The following is a 15,257-nucleotide window of genomic DNA, read 5'->3' on the forward strand; positions in this document are numbered from 1 at the left end:
GGATCGTGATCATGTGGAGTGTCATCGAGGCTTCGCCCCGTCGTCGGCGAGTGCGACGGGGCGGACTACGTCGTGCGATATGTGCGAGTGTCACCGCCGGTGTGCTGCTGAGCGCTGCCACGGCATGTGATCACAAGGCCGAGCGAAGCCTGCCCGGCGGTGCGCCGGGTGTGGCGTCGGCGTCTCCCCGCCGGGCCGCGCCGACCCGTCCGGCGGGTGTCGGGGAGCGGATCTGGAAGCGGGTGCCGGCTCGTGCCCGGCAGGTGGTGGTGGTCTACGGCGAGCGCTGGGACTCGCCCTACAGCGTCGTAGTCCTCTACCAGAAGAGGGGTTCGGCCTGGGAGCGAACGGCCGGCTGGCCGGCGCACAACGGCAGGCTGGGCTGGACGACGGACCATCACATGGACGACGAGCACAGTCCCGTCGGCGTGTTCTCGCTCACCGACGCGGGCGGCACCCTGGAGGATCCGGGGAGCCGACTGACGTACTGGCACGACTACAGCACCTTCGAGTCCATGCTTCTTCCGGGCGAGGCCCACGATCACGACTTCGACTACGTCATCGCCATCGACTACAACCGGTTCAAGGGCGTTCCACCCTTCGACTGGAACCGGCCCGACGGAGTGGAGAAGGGGGGCGGGATCTGGCTGCACATGGACCACGGTGACGGCACGTCGGCTTGCGTCACCGTGCCGGAGTCGGGCATGAGGACCCTCCTGCGCGTCCTGGATCCGCTGCGGCATCCCGTCGTGGTGATGGGGGACCGGGAACGACTGCGGGCCTGAAGCCCGGTCAGCCGTGGGCGGCCGCCGCCCTGATGCGGCGGGCGAGGATCGGCCAGGTCGCACGCCCTGTCGAGGGACGCCAGGGACGACTCCGGTGCCGTCAGCCCGTCAGCTGCCGCGGCTGCCTCAGACCGTCCGGCTGTCGTGGCCGGCCTGTTGCTGGAGTTCGGCCACTCGGTTGAGGGCTGTCTTGAAGGCGGCGTACTCGGCGGTGCCGAGTACCGCGGCGTGGCGTTCCTCGATGGCACGCATGATGGACGCGGCGGCCTGCATCTGGAGCAGGCCGCGCTCGGTCGGGCAGATCAGTTTGGCCCGGCGGTCCGCGGGGTCGGGTCTGCGCTCGACGTACCCGAGGTGTTCGAGGTCGTCGACGAGGGAGCCGATGACCTGTTTGTGCTGTCCGGACAGGCGGGCGACTTCGCTGGCCCGGATGCCCTCGGTGCGCAGGTGGGCGAGGACGGCTCCGGCGCGCGGGGCGATGTCGTCGAAGCCCTGTTCCGCGAGGGCGGTGAACAGCTCGCGCTGAACCGACAGGAGGACCCGGGCGGCGAGCACACCGAGGTCCGGTTGTGTGGTCTGGTGCCCGGTCAACGCCTCTCCCGTCTCGGCGATCGTCTGCCGCGCCACTGCGGTCACCGGCGAGTTTATGCGCGGGCGAAGTCGGCTCGGGCGGCCCCAGGCGGATCCGAGCCGAGCTGCCCGGGGCGATGCTTGTGGAGCGGACGGGGCGGGTATACGGTCAAATTAGTCACCAATCTTGACTGTCACGTTTGGTGACTGGTGTGACCGGCTCGATCCTCGAAGGAGCGGATGATGAGCGAGCGCAGCAGGTTCCTCGAAACGGTCACGCGGCAGAACGCCGCTGTGGTGCTGGTCGACCACCAGGTGGGCCTCCTGTCCGGCGTCCGGGACATCTCGGTCGGCGAGCTGAAGCACAATGTGGTGGCGCTGGCGCGAGCGGCGACCGTACTGGGCATCCCGCTGGTCGTCACCACCACCGCGGCCGACAGCATGTGGGGGCCGACCGTCCCCGAACTGGTCGAGGCGCTGCCGGCCGGGCAGAAGATCATCGACCGCAGTACGGTCAACGCCTGGCACGACGACCGGGTCCGTGAGGCCGTCGAGGCCACCGGCCGCCCCAAGCTGATCTTTGCCGGAGTGTCACTGGAGGTGTGCGCGGCCCTGCCCGCGATCTCCGCGACGGCCGCCGGGCACGACGCGTACGTCGCCGTGGACGCGTCCGGCACCTTCAGCCGTGCCAAGCGTGAGGCCGGACTGCTGCGCATGCAGCAGGCGGGCGTCATCGTCAGCGACTACGCCACTCTCATGGTCGAGGCCCTGGCCGACAACGCCGCTGCCGAGTCCGGCGCCCTCTACGCCGCCCTCGACATGCCCTTCGCCGTCCTGGTCGGCCAGATCTCCGCGGCCTACGGCGGCTAGCCAGGACCCGGGCCTGCCCGCGGATCTTGCCGGGCCTCAGGCGGTCGCGGCCGACGGCGCGCCGAGCCCGGTGAGGAGGGCGGTCAGGATGCGGGCGAGGCGGGGTTCCACCTCGACGATGGCGTGGCCGAGCCGCGGGTCGCTCGTGTAGAGCTCGCGCAGGCGCGCACCGGGGGTGGCCATCTGCCACAGCGCCCCGGCCATGCCGGTGGCCGTGGAGATCGTGTCGAGGATCTGCTGCTCGGTCAGGTGGAGCAGCCGGGTCAGCTCCGCGCCGATCAGCTCGACCTCGCCCAGGGTCGTGAGCTTGAAGGAGCGCACCGACTCCATCGACACGTTCCGCTCCAGGTTCAGGGGCGCCTGTGCGAGCAGATCGCAGAACAGGGGACGCGTCGCGAGCGTGCCGGCGAGGACGGCAGCGATCTCGGCGGGGGTGGCCCGCTCTCTGCGGCGCAGATCGCCGCGCAGGTCGGAGGACCACTGCCGCCAGCCCTCCGCCGTCAGTTCGAGGAAGATCTGCTCGCGTGTCTCGAAGTAGCGCAGCAGGGCGGACTTGTGCATGTCCACGGCGGTGGCGATGTCGGTGAGGGTGACGTCGCGAATGCCATGCCGGCGGCCGAGTGTGCGGGCGGCTTCCAGGATCGCGTCTTGGCGTGCCTGTTTGGCCTCGGCGCTGCGCGCACGCCGGAAGGCGGGCTCATTCATGCAGGACATCATAGAAACCCGTAAGGGAACAGTGTTGCGTTATTAAGAGAACGGTGTTGTACTAACGGTATGAGTCGACAGGATTCCAAGGTTTGGTTCATCACCGGTTCGTCGCGCGGCTTCGGCCGTGCTCTGGTCGCCGCCGCCCTTGAGGCGGGGGACCGTGTCGTGGCCACCGCCCGCCGCCCCGAGGCGGTCGCGGAGGCCTTCGGCGAGTACGGGGACCGCGTCCTCCCTCTCGCCCTGGACGTCACGAGTCCGGATGCCGCCCGTACGGCGGTCGAGGCGGCCGTGGCGCACTTCGGGCGCATCGACGTGCTCGTGAACAACGCGGGGTACGCGAATGTCTCGCCCGTCGAGACGGCGGACGACGACGACTTCCGTGCCCAGTTCGAGACGAACTTCTGGGGCGTCTACCACGTCACGAAGGCCGCGCTGCCCGTCCTGCGCGTGCAGGGCGCGGGGACCGTGGTGCAGTTCTCCTCCGTCGGCGGCCGGGTCGGCGGATCGCCGGGCATCGCCTCCTACCAGGCGGCCAAGTTCGCGGTCGACGGGTTCAGCCGCGTCCTGGCGGCGGAGACCGCACCGTTCGGTGTACGGGTCATGGTCGTGGAACCGAGCGGCTTCGCCACGGACTGGGCCGGTGCCTCCATGACGGTCCACGACATCCCGGACGCGTACGACGAGACCGTCGGCGCGATGAACCGGCGCGTGCGGCAGAGCACGGCCGGTGCGGCGGGCGATCCACGCCGGGCGGCCGAGATCATCGTAGGGACCGTGCGACGCGACCAGATCCCCGGCCACCTGCTGCTGGGCGTGAACGCGGTGACCATGGCGCAGGACTACTCCCGTCGCCAGCTCGCGGAGGCGACCGCGTGGGAGAAGGTGAGCCGCTCGGCCGATTTCGACGAGCCCTACCCCGTGCAACTCCCGCCCGAAGAGCGTCCCTGACGTCCGCCCGGCGCTGAGGGCCATGTGAGAGCCGCACAGCGAGGCTCACCCGGATGCCCCTTCGGCACGGGGGTGCTTCGAGCGGCCCCGAGCCGCTTCACGGGTGCGCTCTGGCCTGGACGAGGGCGGGCCTGCTGACGCGCGGTCGTCCCACTGCCCCGTGCTCCGAGGGCACCGCCTGGGGTGCACGTGCGCGGAAGGGGCCATACGGTCGGACGCACGGACCAGCAGGCCCCCCAAGGCCGCCGGGAGGACGACGCAGGCCCGTTCGACGGGGGACGACACTGCGAGGCTGCCGGGCCAGTCAGGGAGACAGGCATGAGTCGAGCCAGGCGCAGGCTTCGCGGTACCGCTCACATACGGGCGACATCGGAGCAGGACAGCGCGTCCCGAAGCTCCCGCAAGAGCAGGTACGTCGCCGGGTTCCCGCGCATCATGCGCCCCGACGAGCCCGAAGGGCCCGGGGCGCCGGCGGAATGTGTGGAGCCGGTGGAGCCCGGGGTACCCGTGGAGCCCATGTACTCCGAGAGGTCGGTGGAGCCCGTGTACTCCGAGGGGCTGACGGCACCCGGGACCCGCTCCGAGGAGTGCACGGCGCCCCCCACTGCACCCGCACCCGGCGCCGTGCGTCGACCGGTGTCGACCGGCGAGCCTGTCGCGCCCGGTCCGTGGACGATGCGGCTGCGCATATCCGGCACCGATCCCTGGTCGGTGATGGTGGCGAGCTTCCTGCTCCTGACCGGGCTCGGCGTGGTCGCGCTGGCCACCGCGGCCGTCGCCTGGCTCATGGTGGAGGGCATAGCGCCGGGGGTGTTGCCGGATCTGACCACCGTCGTGGCCGTCGCCGTCGCCGTCGTCACTCTGGAAGTCGTCCTGGGCACATGCCTGGCAACGCTGAGCACGCTCCTCTACAACATCTCGGCGCAGTACAACGGTGGTGTCGAGGTGGCCGTGACCGACGATCTCGGGCCCACCCCGGCCGCCGTCCAGGCCCTGCTGTTCATGGCCCGTGCCCGTGCCCGCACCCGCCGTTACCTGCGCAGGGGTCGCCGCAACGCCAACAGGCTTTTCTGGCACAGTGGTTGTGCACGAGACGATCAAGTGGAGGAGCGCCCGTGGCGGCCGAGTTGAACGAGCAGGTGCGCAAGCGGCTTCATGACCCGAACTTCTGGTACGTGGCCACGGTGACGCCGGACGGCGCGCCGCATGTCACGCCGATGTGGGTGGGGTTGGAGGACGACCTGATCGTCCTCAACACCTCGGTCGGCCGGATCAAGGAGGAGAACCTCCGCAGCGACGCCCGTGTCCACCTGTCGCACGCCGACGCCGACAACCCCTACGACCGCGTGCAGATCTCCGGCCGGGCGATGCGTTTCGTCAAGGGCGAGGAGGCCGAGCGCGGCATGGACCGGCTGACCCGCAAGTACCTCGGCCTGGACCGGTACCCGTGGCTGATCGAGGGCGAGCAGCGGGTGCACATCTTCATCGAGCCGGAGCGAGTGCGCCACATCGTGGGCGTCGAACCGTTCCGGCCGGGGATCATCCCCTCCTGAGCCAAGGGGGGGGCTCACCTCGGAATCACCGGTGGGAGGACTGTCGTAATGGGCCGATGGCCTGGTCCCATGGCGGAGGGTGGGAACCAGCCGGAAACGGGGCACTGGTACGAGCTGCACGAGGTGGACGACGGAGTCGTACGGATCACCGAGCCGCATGCCGCCAAGCGAACGGGCCGCGCACACGGCTGCCGCCGAAGTCCTGGCGAAGGGCGTTCCGGCGAGTCTGTACGGAGCCGAACTGTACGAGAAGCTCGGCATCGACGCCGCGGGAGAGCCCGTACCGGATCTGCTGATCGATGCGCTGCCGCACCCCGCGTACGACCCGAGGGCCTACCACCTGGCCCCCGTTGCGGTCACCCATCCGCTTCGGGGAGGAGACACCATCACAGCGGGGGGCCGGACGCTGACCGTCCTCCATCTGCCGGGGCACACATCCGTATGCAACTCCTTGCCGACCTCGCCGACCTCGACGTGTCCGTGGTCCACCCGGGCCACGGCCGCAGCTTCGGCCCCGACCGGCTGGGCGAGCTGGCGCAGGGGTACCTGCACGGAACCGAGGCACATGCGCTCGGCGGGAAGTGCGCCCCATGAGCCCGTCCAACACCCCTCACAACCAGCCTGTTTCGTATCACTGAATGGCGGGGGGACTACGTGCCCGCCCAGGGCACTTGGCGGAACACGCGCCGCGGCGGGCCGGGGCCGGGGGGGAGGAGCAGGGGACGGGGTACGTCGTACGCCGTCATCCGCTGTTGTCGCCCGGGACCGCCAGCGTGCGCGTGAGGAGATAGTCGACGATGTCGGCCGGGCGGTGCCGGCGTCGTAGGGCCGCGCGTTGGCGGACCGCTCCGGTGCCCTGGAGGCTGAGCCGGGACAGCAGGGAGTCGACCAGAGCGGCGTCGCCGTGCCGGGTCAGAGCGGGATGGATCCAGGCCAGCAGGCTGTGCATGCGACGCGAAGACGGGGTGAGCCGGCGGGAGACCGGGTCGAGGACCGTGCCCGTGAGTCCCTCGCGGGCCGAATGCCATGACGCCGCGCGCAGCAGATGAGGGTCAGGCTGGGGGGCGGGCCGGCCCTCGCGGACCTCGGTGAGGGCGGTGGCGGCGGCCGCGCGGACCAGGGCGGCGATCAGCAGGGTGTCGTCGACGGTCAGACCCGCGTCGGTGACCCGCACTTCCAGGGTGGGCACGTGGTGGGAGGGCCGGATGTCCCAGTAGATCCCACCGGCATCGAGGACCACGCCGGTGCCGACCAGGGTGGCGACGAGGTCGTCGTAGTGTCCGGCGGACTCGAAGTACGGCGGGGGCCCGGCCGCCGGCCAGCGCGCCCAGCACACGGTGCGCCAGCTGGCGTGGCCGGTGTCGCGCCCGCCCCACAACGGCGAGTTCGCCGCCACGGCTATCAGTACCGCGATCCAGGCCCGTAGATGGTTGCTGACCTGGACGGCCTCCTCGCGGTTGGCCATGCCGACGTGGACGTGACAGGCACAGCACACCTGCTCCTCGTCCAGCGCGCCGAAGGCCCGCGCACTGCGTTCGTACCGCTCGCCGGGCATGAACGGCGGAGCGCCTGTGGGGGTGAGGACGGGGGTGCCGCTGGACACCAGTCCGGCCCCGTGCGCGGCGGCCGATCGGGACAGGAACAGCCGGTTGGCATGGAGCTGTTCGGCGAGCGCGCCGAGATCTCGGTGCGGTGCGGTGCGTGTCTCGACCTGGTAGCAGGTCAGCTCCGGGGCGACGCGGTCGTCGAGCTTGACCTCGGCGCTCGCGATGACCGGCGCGGCCACCGGCATCAGCAGGCGGGTGTGTGGATCGACGAGGAGGAACTCCTCTTCCACTCCCACCGTCAACAACGGCCCGCTCACTCTCGGCACAGGCCCGCTGCCGGCTTTGGGCGCGGGGGTGCTGTCGCTGCGGAACATTCGGCTCTCCACAGACAGGTTTCTTCACCGGCAGACCGCCAGGCTCCCGTCGCCGGGGGGAAACCGCCCCGAACGGACCGGTAGATGGCCGAAGAGCCACGCTCTGTGGCGCGTGGTGCGGCGTAGACGCGTGCCGGCGTCCCGCGCCTGCCGGGTGGAGGCGCCGTCCGGCTCGTCCGGAGGGACTGACTCCCGCGGCGGGATGGGTTCCGTACGGGGCTTGATCACTTGCGAGTAGGGTCGGGCCATGACTGGCGACTGGCGGACGGACCGGATCGGTGCTGCGCGGCGAGGCGAGAATCCGACCGTGCTGCGGCGACTCGAGTCCGGCTTCGCGGTGATCGGTGACGTTCAGTTCCTGCCGGGATACTCGGTTCTCCTCGCGGACGAACCGGGAGTTGAACGGCTGTCGGACCTTCCGAGGGCGAAGCGGCTGGCGTTTCTGTCCGACATGGACCACCTCGGAGAGGCGGTTGAGCGGGCCTGTCGAGACCTGGACGCCGATTTCCGCCGGGTCAACCTGGAGATCCTCGGAAACACGGACCCGTTCCTGCACGCCCATGTGTGGCCGCGGTACGAGTGGGAGCCGGCCGAGTCGGTGGGCAAGCCTGTATGGCTGTATCCGCCAGAGCGGTGGCGTGACGAGCGGTTCAGGCTCGGTCCACAGCATGACGTGCTGCGGGATGCGATCTCCGGGGAACTGGACCGGCTGCGTGCGACGGCCTGATGCGAGGGGCTGTCGTTCGAGGGTCTACCGATTCATCGCCGGGCGCACCGGCGCGCGCCACCCGCCGCACGTCATTTCCGGCGGGTGTCCGCGGCGGCGAACAGCGCGCAGGCCAGGACGATCAGGAGGAAGCTCACGACGGCTGCGTAGCCGTCGAAGAACGACACCCGCTGCACGAGACCCACATGCCAGTGGGTGAACTCCTGCACCAGGCCCAGCACACCTTGCACCAGAGCGACGAACCCGACTGCTTCCAACACCTTCCTCATGCATGCGATCCTCGCTTCCGGCGAGCGCGTGGACCATCGGCCGCTCGGTGAGACCTCACCGCCGAAAGTCCGTGGCTCCGTCGAGGCGGGGCGTCGAAAGTTGATGCCGCCGCAACTTTGGTCGACCGAGTGCCCACAGTCCGGTGAGGGGTGCCCGGCTGGACGGCGGCGTGCTGTACGTCCGTGGGTGAGGGCGCTGACGGCGAGGCCGGCCGCGAAGCCCGTGAGCGGGGCTCTGCCGTGGTCAAGGAGTGGCGCGCAGGAGGACGAGGGATCCGTGGTAGGTCGGTCGGCTGCGGAGGTGGCCGAAGGCCTCGTCCCAGCTGCCCGAGCCCAGGGCGCGGCGCAGGGAGGCGTCGAATGCCTGGCGGGCGCGGTCGTCGATGAAGCTCCACGCCGAGCAGGCCTGGCGGGCCGCGGGGTCGAGGAGGAGTTCGGGGCGGCCGTAGTAGGCCTCGTTGAAGCCGTCGGTGCAGTCCAGGGGGATGGGGACGGGCTGGACGGTGGTGGTGCCGCCGAGCGCGGCGGTGAGCCGGTGCAGGGGCGGGTGGTGGCGGGCCTCGGTGTCGAGGACGTCGGGCGCGTACTCGTAGAGCCAGAAGTCGCGTACGCGCGCGGGATCGCAGGTCAGTACCACGACGGGGCCTCGGGTGACGCGGCGCATCTCGCGCAGTCCTGCTTCGACATCGGACCACTGGTGGACGCTGAAGAGGGTCATCGAGGCGTCGAACTGCCCGTCGGCGAAGGGGAGGTCCTCGGCGACGGCGTCGATGGCGGTGGCGAGCTGGGCCGGGCGCCGGGCGCGCATGGCCAGGGAGGGCTCGACCGCGGTGATCGTGTGCGCCGCGGTCTCGTAGGAGCCGGCGCCCGCGCCCACGTTGAGGACGGTGCGGGCATCGCCGAGGGCTTGGGCGATGACATGGGCGATGCGCACATCGGGGCGTCGGTGCGGGACGTGTCCGGGGCCGCTGGTGGGGTGGTCGACGTCGCCGGCGCTGCCGTCGTAGGTGCGCATGACCATGGGGGACCTCGCCTTGTGGGCCTGGGCCGGGGCGGTGGCATCCGCGTCCGGAACAACGCTTCCATCATGCATCTGCGAGGGAGGATCTGATAGATGGCTGGTGAATGCTTGTCTGATCGGCCAATGTGGGTGGCATGTGCGACATCGTGTGTTTGGAGGTTGTGCTGGTCGGGGCCGGGTCGGCGTGGGCGGGTTGGAGGCGGCCGCGCGAGCGGATTCCAGCTCCGGTTGTCTACGGCGATGGGGCGTCGTGCCTGTGCGAGACCCCTCGGTGTGCTCGTGTGAGCCTCTGTACGCGCCCCCGCTCTGGCGAGAAAACTACCTTCGCGGCGGGAGGTGGCCAAAGCATTACCTACCGCTTTCGCTCCACGTCTTCAGGAAGGCAGGTCGGTTGCCGTGCTGTTGCGTCTGCCCACATCGGTGCCCGAAGCGCAGGAATGCTTGGCGGAGGGGGCGGTCCCCATCGGCGGGGCGACGCTCCTGTGGGCCACATGGCAGCGGGACGGCTTTCCCGAACTGGCGATGTCGCTGCGCGAGTTGCCCGAAGCCAATGTGCTCGGGCGGGAGGCGGTGGGCGGTGCAGTGCTCCTGCACCGCGTCGACGACCGGGTGCCGGACGTGCTGCGCCTGGCTGCCGCCGGGGTGGGTACGGGGGCCGTACGCCGGACCGCCACGGTCGGCGGCAACGTCGTCGGCAGCACGCTGCGCTGCCTGCTGCCCGCGGCGCTCGCCCTGGATGCGCGGGCGACGGTGCTGGAATCCGACGGGGTCCACGAGACGGACCTGGCCGAACTGGTGGCCAAGCGCCCCGTCCTGATCAGTCTGCGCTGGCGTGAACCGATAGCCTGCGCGTACCGCAAACTGCCCGGCGAGGCAGGCGGTCCACCGCCCCTGGTCGTCGCCTCCGCGGTCCACGCCGACGAGGGCGGTCGACGGCTGCGGGTGGCCGTGCGCGACGGGTATGACGTGGTCAGCGCCGACGCCGCGTACGACCCCGGCACCGACGCCCAGGAGACGCTGGACGCGCTGCGTGCCACGGCCGTCGGTGACCTGCCGAGCGCCGCATGGGACGTCGTCCGCTCGCAGACCGCCGCCCTGTCGGCCGATGCCGGGGCGGACTGACGCAGGGGTTCGGCGGCGGTGCGGACCTCGCAGAAGAGCCGCTTCGGACCGGCCGGCCGAGGGTCCGTCAACTGCGAGGGCGTACCGTCGCGGGCCGGTGCGTCAGGGAACGTGCGATGCGGAATCCGACATCGTCGACTCGGAAGGTGGGGTGACTACGGCGCCTCACGGAGGCCCGGCAGCTCCAGTGCTCGTCGAACCAGCCTCCGCCGCGCAGTGCGCGGTAGGTGCCGTAGACCTCGGCGTCGTAGATGTCCCAGCACCACTCCCACACGTTGCCGAGCATGTCGTGAAGACCCCAGGGATTGGGCCGCTTGGCTCCCACCTCACGGATGCTTTCCGCCGAGTTGCCCCGGTACCAGGCGATCTCGTCGAGGGCGCCGTAGCGCGGCCCTGACGTACCGGCTCGGCAGGCGTGCTCCCACTCCGCTTCGGTCGGCAGCCGGTACCCGTCGGCCGTTGCGTCCCATTCGATCCCTCCGCCTCCTTCGCCCCCTCCGATCCCTTCGATGTCGTCGTCGCCGGGCTGCAGGCGATAGGCGGGCGTGTACCCCTCCTGCTGGGACAAGGCGTTGCAGAACCGGACCGCGTCCCACCAGGAGACACCCTCGACGGGCAGCTGGTCCCCCCGGGCGGTGCCGGGATGCTCGCCGGTGACCTGTGCGTACAGCAACTGAGTGACGGGGTGCGTCGCGAGCCGGCAGGGCGCCAGATCGACCACCCAACTCCGCTGTGTCCGTCGGTCCGACAGCGTGACCTGCCCCGCCGGGACTGTGATCATCTCGGTACTCGCACGTGAGTCCATGAGCAGGCGATCTTACCGTCGCTTCGCTCGATGATGTGGGCGGGCTTCATTCCGGCACCTTGCAGGCTGCGACTAGCGGGACCCCCGCTTGATGACGCGACGTGCATCGAGGATGAGACTTCCGGGTGGCACACGTGGCTGTGCCACGGTCGTGCCGCCCGCCGAGCGGCGGCCGAGGACGGGCTCGGCCAGGAGCCTCGCCGTCCCGCAGAGGGTCTGGCCGTGCCGGGCGAAGAGGTCGTCGCGCGACGCGAAGTGTCCGAGGTCCGCCACCACGCTGGCAGAGAGATCGCATGTGGTGCCGGCGGCGGCCGAGCAGACCGTCGCGCCGTCCCAGTCGATCGCCGTCCTGGACAGCGCGTCGAAGAGTGTCTCCGGGCCGGCGTTGGTGAAGCCGCCGCCATGGTCTTCGCCCAACTCGGCCAGAGTGCCGAAGAGTTCCGAGACCGGCAGCCAGGGGGCGGTGGGGTGTCCGGTCTCCGACAGGCCTTCCAGGCGGAACTCCGGCCATGCGAGTACGACGTGGTGCGGGACGATGCGACGCAGCCGGGGGAAGCGTGGGTACCAGAACGCGCCGTCCACCGACAGGCCGCGCACCCGGGTGGCCACGCCGGACGCCCGTGCGACGGACTCCAGCACCGCCAGGCGCTGGCTGCAGGAGCCACGGCCGCGGCGAAGCACCTCTGACACGGGCCGCTCGTCCTGCACCGAGTACACCGGCCGCACCGCCGCGGCGATCCATCGGTGGGCCCGACGCAGCACTGTCAGCCGGTGGGCGGGATCTGAGGTGCCCCTCGGCTCGGCCTCGACGTCGAGCTGTCGGAGCAGTGCGCGAACACGGGGATGCCGCCAGTCGAGGATGCGCGTCGGGTTCGTGCCGCCTGCCGCCGTTTCCCCGCCGGCCGTGCCCGCGCGGCCACGGCCTCGCGGCATCAGGAGCGAGCTCGTCATCGCCGTCGTCCTCTCGTCGGGCGCCGCAGGGCGCAAGACGTATCGTGACAGAGAATTTGAACGCGTTCAATATTGGGGTGCCGGACCGCAGCCGGACCGGCGAGTGGTTCCGGCGGCGCCGCACGATCAACCGGAGCGGCGGAGTTCTCCGTGTACGACACGGTTGGCGGCCGTCTTCTGCAGCAGGCCGTAGGCGAGGACCGGCAGGAGCAGGTGCGGTTTGTCGGGCAGCATGGTGGTGATCAGGACCGCGCTCGCGCTGCTGTTGTTCATGCCGCAGGCCAGGGTGAGGGACGACGCCGCCGGGGCGTCCAGTCTCAGCAGGAGCGTGGCGCAGCGGCCGGCCGCGAAGGACAGCAGGCAGACGAACGCCGCCACGGCCAGCGCGGCCGCGAGCAGCAGGGGATGGGGCCGGGCGAGGAAGGAGCCCAGGGCACCGCTGGCGTTGACGTAGGTCAGGACGAGCGAGCCGGACAGGGCCACCGGTACGACGACCGTGAGCACACGGCTCCGCCACGGCGCCGGCAGTGCCATGTGGCACAGGATGCCGGCGGCGCACGGCAGGACGACCCCGACCAGAGTGAGCCCGCCGTGGACGGTGTGCATGGCCCGGGCGAGCGTGTTCGCGTAGCCGTCGCTGAGGAGTGGTACCAGGGAGTCGACGACGAGCGGAACGGTGAGGGGGCTGAGGAGGGTGGAGGCCAGGACGAGCCCCACCATGGTCGGTTGGTCGCCGCCGCCCTTGCCGGTCCATACGGTGGCTCCGGCGGCGACGGGCATCGCCACGATGAGGATCATCGCGGTGACCAGGCCGCTGCCGCCGTCGCTGTCAGGGGTCCCGTGCAGGATGAACGCGACGGCGGGGATGACCAGGAGCGGGATCGTCAGGTGCAGCACGAGGCCGGCCACGAGCGCGGTCGGCTTTCGCAGCAGGGACCCCAGCGCTCTCAAGGGCACCTGGAGCCCCGCGGAGAAGAGCACCAGTGCGAGCAGGAGGGGCGCGGCGGCCACCTGCACACGGACGGTGTCGCCCATGCGCAGCGCGTGCGGCTGCCGCAGCCACAGTCCGAGGCCCGGCAGCAGCACGGCGGCGGCGTAGGAAAGGCCGACCGCGCGGCCGAGTCGGCGTCGCAGCCAGCCGGCGGGCTGGTCAGTCGGTGGGTGGGCGGCGGTTCGAGTGTTCAAGGCGGCGTTCTTCCGTCACAGGGGCAAGGGCGGGAAGAAGCGCCGGTATGCGCACGAGCATGCAGCTGATCATGCCGCCATGGTGCTTCGGCGGAGGGCGCGGTGCGTGCGATTCCGCGCGGTGGTCAGGATGCGTTCAGGTGGCGGACGAGTCCGCCCCGCGTGTTTCGGCCACGAGGGACGGGCGGACGGTGCGTGCGCGCTCCTTGCTCTTGAAGGCGGAAGCCACGAACACGATCGAGGTGATGTGGTCCGGGATGCGCGCGAACTCGACCGTCACCGTCTCGTCGTCACCGTCCCCGCGGCCGGTCTGGTTGGCCCCGCTGTGCACCAACGAGCCGTTTTCCATGGGGTCCAGAGAGTCCAGGCCGGCCAGACGCACCGGGTCCGAACCCTGCATGGCGATGGCGATCAGGTCCAGGTCGGTGCCGGCCCTGCGGCGCAGCACACCCATGACGCCGCCGCCGGCGCCCCCCGGTGGGGTCCCAGGACACGCCGATCGACAGGTGGGTCACTCCGTCCAGATCCGCCGGCCGTCTTCCTCGGTGGGCGTGATCATGCGTGCATGATCCTCTTGCTGAAACGACTGTGGCAGAGAGAGTGTGCCGGGAGCTTCCACGGCGCGGCCCGGCGGGGCACGGCTCTCTCACTTGCCCCAGATCTTCCGGTACGCCTCCCGGTAGCCCGAGGGGTCCCAGGCCGTGGCCCCTGCGCTGTTCGCCGCCGTGGAGATGTGCACGGGCGCGACATAACCGCTGGCCGGACGGCCGGCGAAGGCGCGGTTGAACTCGTCGAGGATCTGCCAGCCCTGCTGCGACAGCGGTTCGGGGACGGTGGCCGCCTGGTACTGCCCGCTGTTGATGCGCTGGAAGGCGGACGGGTCGCCGTCGCCGGCGCCGATGTTGAAGGGCGGGCCGGAGCCCTTCTGCCCCGCCGCGCGGAAGGCGGGGGCGGCGTCGGCGAAGTACAGGTCGTTGATCGCGACGGAGTACGTCCAACGGCTGCTGAAGCGGGAGAGGAGGGAGGAGACCTCCCTGGGGGTACGGCTGCTCGCGTCCGGGATCGGGATGTTCTCGTAGGCCAGCTGCCGTACGCCCGGACAGGCGGCCAGCCCCTTCCGGATCAGCTCGGACTTGTGCCTGGCGAAGGGGATCGAGGCGTCGGTGAACAGGACGACCCCGGCGTTGCCGTGGGCGTGCGAGACCACCCAGTGCGCGCTGATCGCGGCGACGTCGTCGACATGGGTGGTGATGTTGGTGAACAGCGCGGGTTTCGCGCTGGGACCGGGCGCTGCCACCGCGTGCCAGCCGATGAGCGGGATGCCCGCCGCGGTGGCCCGCGAGACCTGCTGGGAGGTCGCGCCGGGGTCGAAGCCGCCGATGACGATGCCCGAGGGCTTGAGGGCCACCGCCGCGCTCAGCGCCGCCTGGATGCCGGCGGGGGTGCCCTGGCCGTCGATCACCCGCACGTTCCAGCCGATGACCCTCGCGGCCTCCCTCATGCCCTTCGCGACTCCCGCGACTCCGGGGTTGGTCATGGTCTGGGCGACATAGACGATCGTCTTGCCGGAGACCGCTGGGGGGCCGCTGGTCGGACCGTTCCAGGGGACGTCGGTCTTCTCCGCCCGGGTGACGGCGGCCCGGGCCCTGGCCTCGGCCGAGGGGCAGCCGCTCGGGCCCGTGGGGGAGACCGCGGGGCCGTTCGACACTCCGCGCTCGCAGCCTGTGAGGAAGGTGGCCGCGGTCAGCAGGGCTACGGCGACGGATCGCGCCTCGGCCATGCCGGGGACGGCCTTGCGGTTGCGGTGCACGGGAACTCCTCG

Annotated in this window: 17 protein-coding genes and 1 pseudogene; 8 read left to right on the forward strand and 10 right to left on the reverse strand. The window is 70.8% G+C overall.

Annotation, left to right across the window (positions count from 1 at the left end; translation table 11 throughout):
• Positions 1–50 precede the first annotated feature (50 nt).
• Complete coding sequence (locus tag AQI95_RS05170) at positions 51–785, forward strand: hypothetical protein (RefSeq protein WP_067118022.1); 735 nt, start codon at positions 51–53, stop codon at positions 783–785.
• A gap of 126 nt (positions 786–911) precedes the next feature.
• On the opposite strand, the gene AQI95_RS05175 is transcribed toward AQI95_RS05170, so the two are convergent.
• Positions 912–1,421 carry a MarR family winged helix-turn-helix transcriptional regulator gene (locus AQI95_RS05175; RefSeq protein ID WP_279616993.1) on the reverse strand — a complete coding sequence of 170 codons (510 nt, stop codon included), beginning with the start codon at positions 1,419–1,421 and terminating at the stop codon, positions 912–914.
• 177 nt (positions 1,422–1,598) lie between these two features.
• Here AQI95_RS05175 and AQI95_RS05180 point away from each other — a divergent pair, with 177 nt between their 5' ends.
• Complete coding sequence (locus AQI95_RS05180) at positions 1,599–2,225, forward strand: isochorismatase family protein (protein WP_067118751.1); 627 nt, start codon at positions 1,599–1,601, stop codon at positions 2,223–2,225.
• Positions 2,226–2,261: 36 nt separating this feature from the next.
• Here AQI95_RS05180 and AQI95_RS05185 read toward each other — a convergent pair whose 3' ends face one another.
• On the reverse strand, positions 2,262–2,930 hold the full coding sequence (locus AQI95_RS05185) for a TetR/AcrR family transcriptional regulator (RefSeq protein WP_067118025.1): 669 nt from the start codon (positions 2,928–2,930) through the stop codon (positions 2,262–2,264).
• Positions 2,931–2,999: 69 nt separating this feature from the next.
• Between AQI95_RS05185 and AQI95_RS05190 the strand changes: the two genes are divergently transcribed.
• The 4 genes from AQI95_RS05190 to AQI95_RS48720 all read left to right on the forward strand — a co-directional run bounded on the left by AQI95_RS05190 (position 3,000) and on the right by AQI95_RS48720 (position 6,028).
• Positions 3,000–3,881, forward strand: coding sequence for an SDR family NAD(P)-dependent oxidoreductase (locus AQI95_RS05190; RefSeq protein WP_067118028.1), 882 nt, complete (start codon positions 3,000–3,002; stop codon positions 3,879–3,881).
• A gap of 516 nt (positions 3,882–4,397) precedes the next feature.
• Complete coding sequence (locus AQI95_RS05200) at positions 4,398–5,012, forward strand: DUF3566 domain-containing protein (RefSeq protein ID WP_079071055.1); 615 nt, start codon at positions 4,398–4,400, stop codon at positions 5,010–5,012.
• Positions 4,997–5,434: a TIGR03618 family F420-dependent PPOX class oxidoreductase gene (locus tag AQI95_RS05205; RefSeq protein WP_067118036.1), complete on the forward strand. Its 438-nt coding sequence runs from the start codon at positions 4,997–4,999 to the stop codon at positions 5,432–5,434. Before AQI95_RS05200 ends, AQI95_RS05205 begins: the two co-directional genes overlap by 16 nt.
• 441 nt (positions 5,435–5,875) lie before the next feature.
• Positions 5,876–6,028 carry a hypothetical protein gene (locus AQI95_RS48720; RefSeq protein ID WP_244188628.1) on the forward strand — a complete coding sequence of 51 codons (153 nt, stop codon included), beginning with the start codon at positions 5,876–5,878 and terminating at the stop codon, positions 6,026–6,028.
• 148 nt (positions 6,029–6,176) lie between these two features.
• Here AQI95_RS48720 and AQI95_RS05215 read toward each other — a convergent pair whose 3' ends face one another.
• Positions 6,177–7,277 (reverse strand): carboxylate-amine ligase, encoded by a 1,101-nt coding sequence (locus tag AQI95_RS05215; protein WP_244188657.1) that lies wholly within the window; start codon positions 7,275–7,277, stop codon positions 6,177–6,179.
• Between the two features lie 325 nt (positions 7,278–7,602).
• Between AQI95_RS05215 and AQI95_RS05220 the strand changes: the two genes are divergently transcribed.
• The gene (locus AQI95_RS05220; RefSeq protein ID WP_067118041.1) at positions 7,603–8,082 is read left to right on the forward strand and encodes an HIT family protein; all 480 of its coding nucleotides are present in this window, start codon (positions 7,603–7,605) and stop codon (positions 8,080–8,082) included.
• Positions 8,083–8,153: 71 nt separating this feature from the next.
• Here the strand turns inward: AQI95_RS05220 and AQI95_RS05225 are convergent, their stop codons facing one another.
• Both AQI95_RS05225 and AQI95_RS05230 read right to left on the reverse strand, forming a co-directional pair.
• Positions 8,154–8,351, reverse strand: a complete 198-nt coding sequence (locus AQI95_RS05225) for a hypothetical protein (RefSeq protein WP_067118044.1) — start codon at positions 8,349–8,351, stop codon at positions 8,154–8,156.
• A gap of 244 nt (positions 8,352–8,595) precedes the next feature.
• The gene (locus AQI95_RS05230; RefSeq protein WP_067118047.1) at positions 8,596–9,372 is read right to left on the reverse strand and encodes a class I SAM-dependent methyltransferase; all 777 of its coding nucleotides are present in this window, start codon (positions 9,370–9,372) and stop codon (positions 8,596–8,598) included.
• A 396-nt stretch (positions 9,373–9,768) separates the two neighbouring features.
• On the opposite strand from AQI95_RS05230, the gene AQI95_RS05235 reads away from it, so the two are divergent.
• Positions 9,769–10,494 carry an FAD binding domain-containing protein gene (locus AQI95_RS05235; protein ID WP_067118049.1) on the forward strand — a complete coding sequence of 242 codons (726 nt, stop codon included), beginning with the start codon at positions 9,769–9,771 and terminating at the stop codon, positions 10,492–10,494.
• A gap of 67 nt (positions 10,495–10,561) precedes the next feature.
• Here the strand turns inward: AQI95_RS05235 and AQI95_RS05240 are convergent, their stop codons facing one another.
• The 5 genes and pseudogenes from AQI95_RS05240 to AQI95_RS05260 all read right to left on the reverse strand — a co-directional run bounded on the left by AQI95_RS05240 (position 10,562) and on the right by AQI95_RS05260 (position 15,245).
• Positions 10,562–11,299, reverse strand: a complete 738-nt coding sequence (locus AQI95_RS05240) for a formylglycine-generating enzyme family protein (RefSeq protein WP_067118051.1) — start codon at positions 11,297–11,299, stop codon at positions 10,562–10,564.
• A 72-nt stretch (positions 11,300–11,371) separates the two neighbouring features.
• Positions 11,372–12,250, reverse strand: coding sequence for a transglutaminase domain-containing protein (locus AQI95_RS05245; protein ID WP_079071056.1), 879 nt, complete (start codon positions 12,248–12,250; stop codon positions 11,372–11,374).
• A 126-nt stretch (positions 12,251–12,376) separates the two neighbouring features.
• Positions 12,377–13,435: a bile acid:sodium symporter family protein gene (locus tag AQI95_RS05250; RefSeq protein ID WP_067118053.1), complete on the reverse strand. Its 1,059-nt coding sequence runs from the start codon at positions 13,433–13,435 to the stop codon at positions 12,377–12,379.
• Between the two features lie 211 nt (positions 13,436–13,646).
• A pseudogene (locus AQI95_RS05255) lies at positions 13,647–13,994 on the reverse strand (TerD family protein); the annotation flags it as partial.
• A gap of 87 nt (positions 13,995–14,081) precedes the next feature.
• The gene (locus AQI95_RS05260) at positions 14,082–15,245 is read right to left on the reverse strand and encodes a substrate-binding domain-containing protein (protein WP_208614074.1); all 1,164 of its coding nucleotides are present in this window, start codon (positions 15,243–15,245) and stop codon (positions 14,082–14,084) included.
• Between the last annotated feature and the right edge of the window lie 12 nt (positions 15,246–15,257).

It is taken from the genome of Streptomyces yokosukanensis, from assembly GCF_001514035.1.
GTDB lineage: Bacteria > Actinomycetota > Actinomycetes > Streptomycetales > Streptomycetaceae > Streptomyces > Streptomyces yokosukanensis.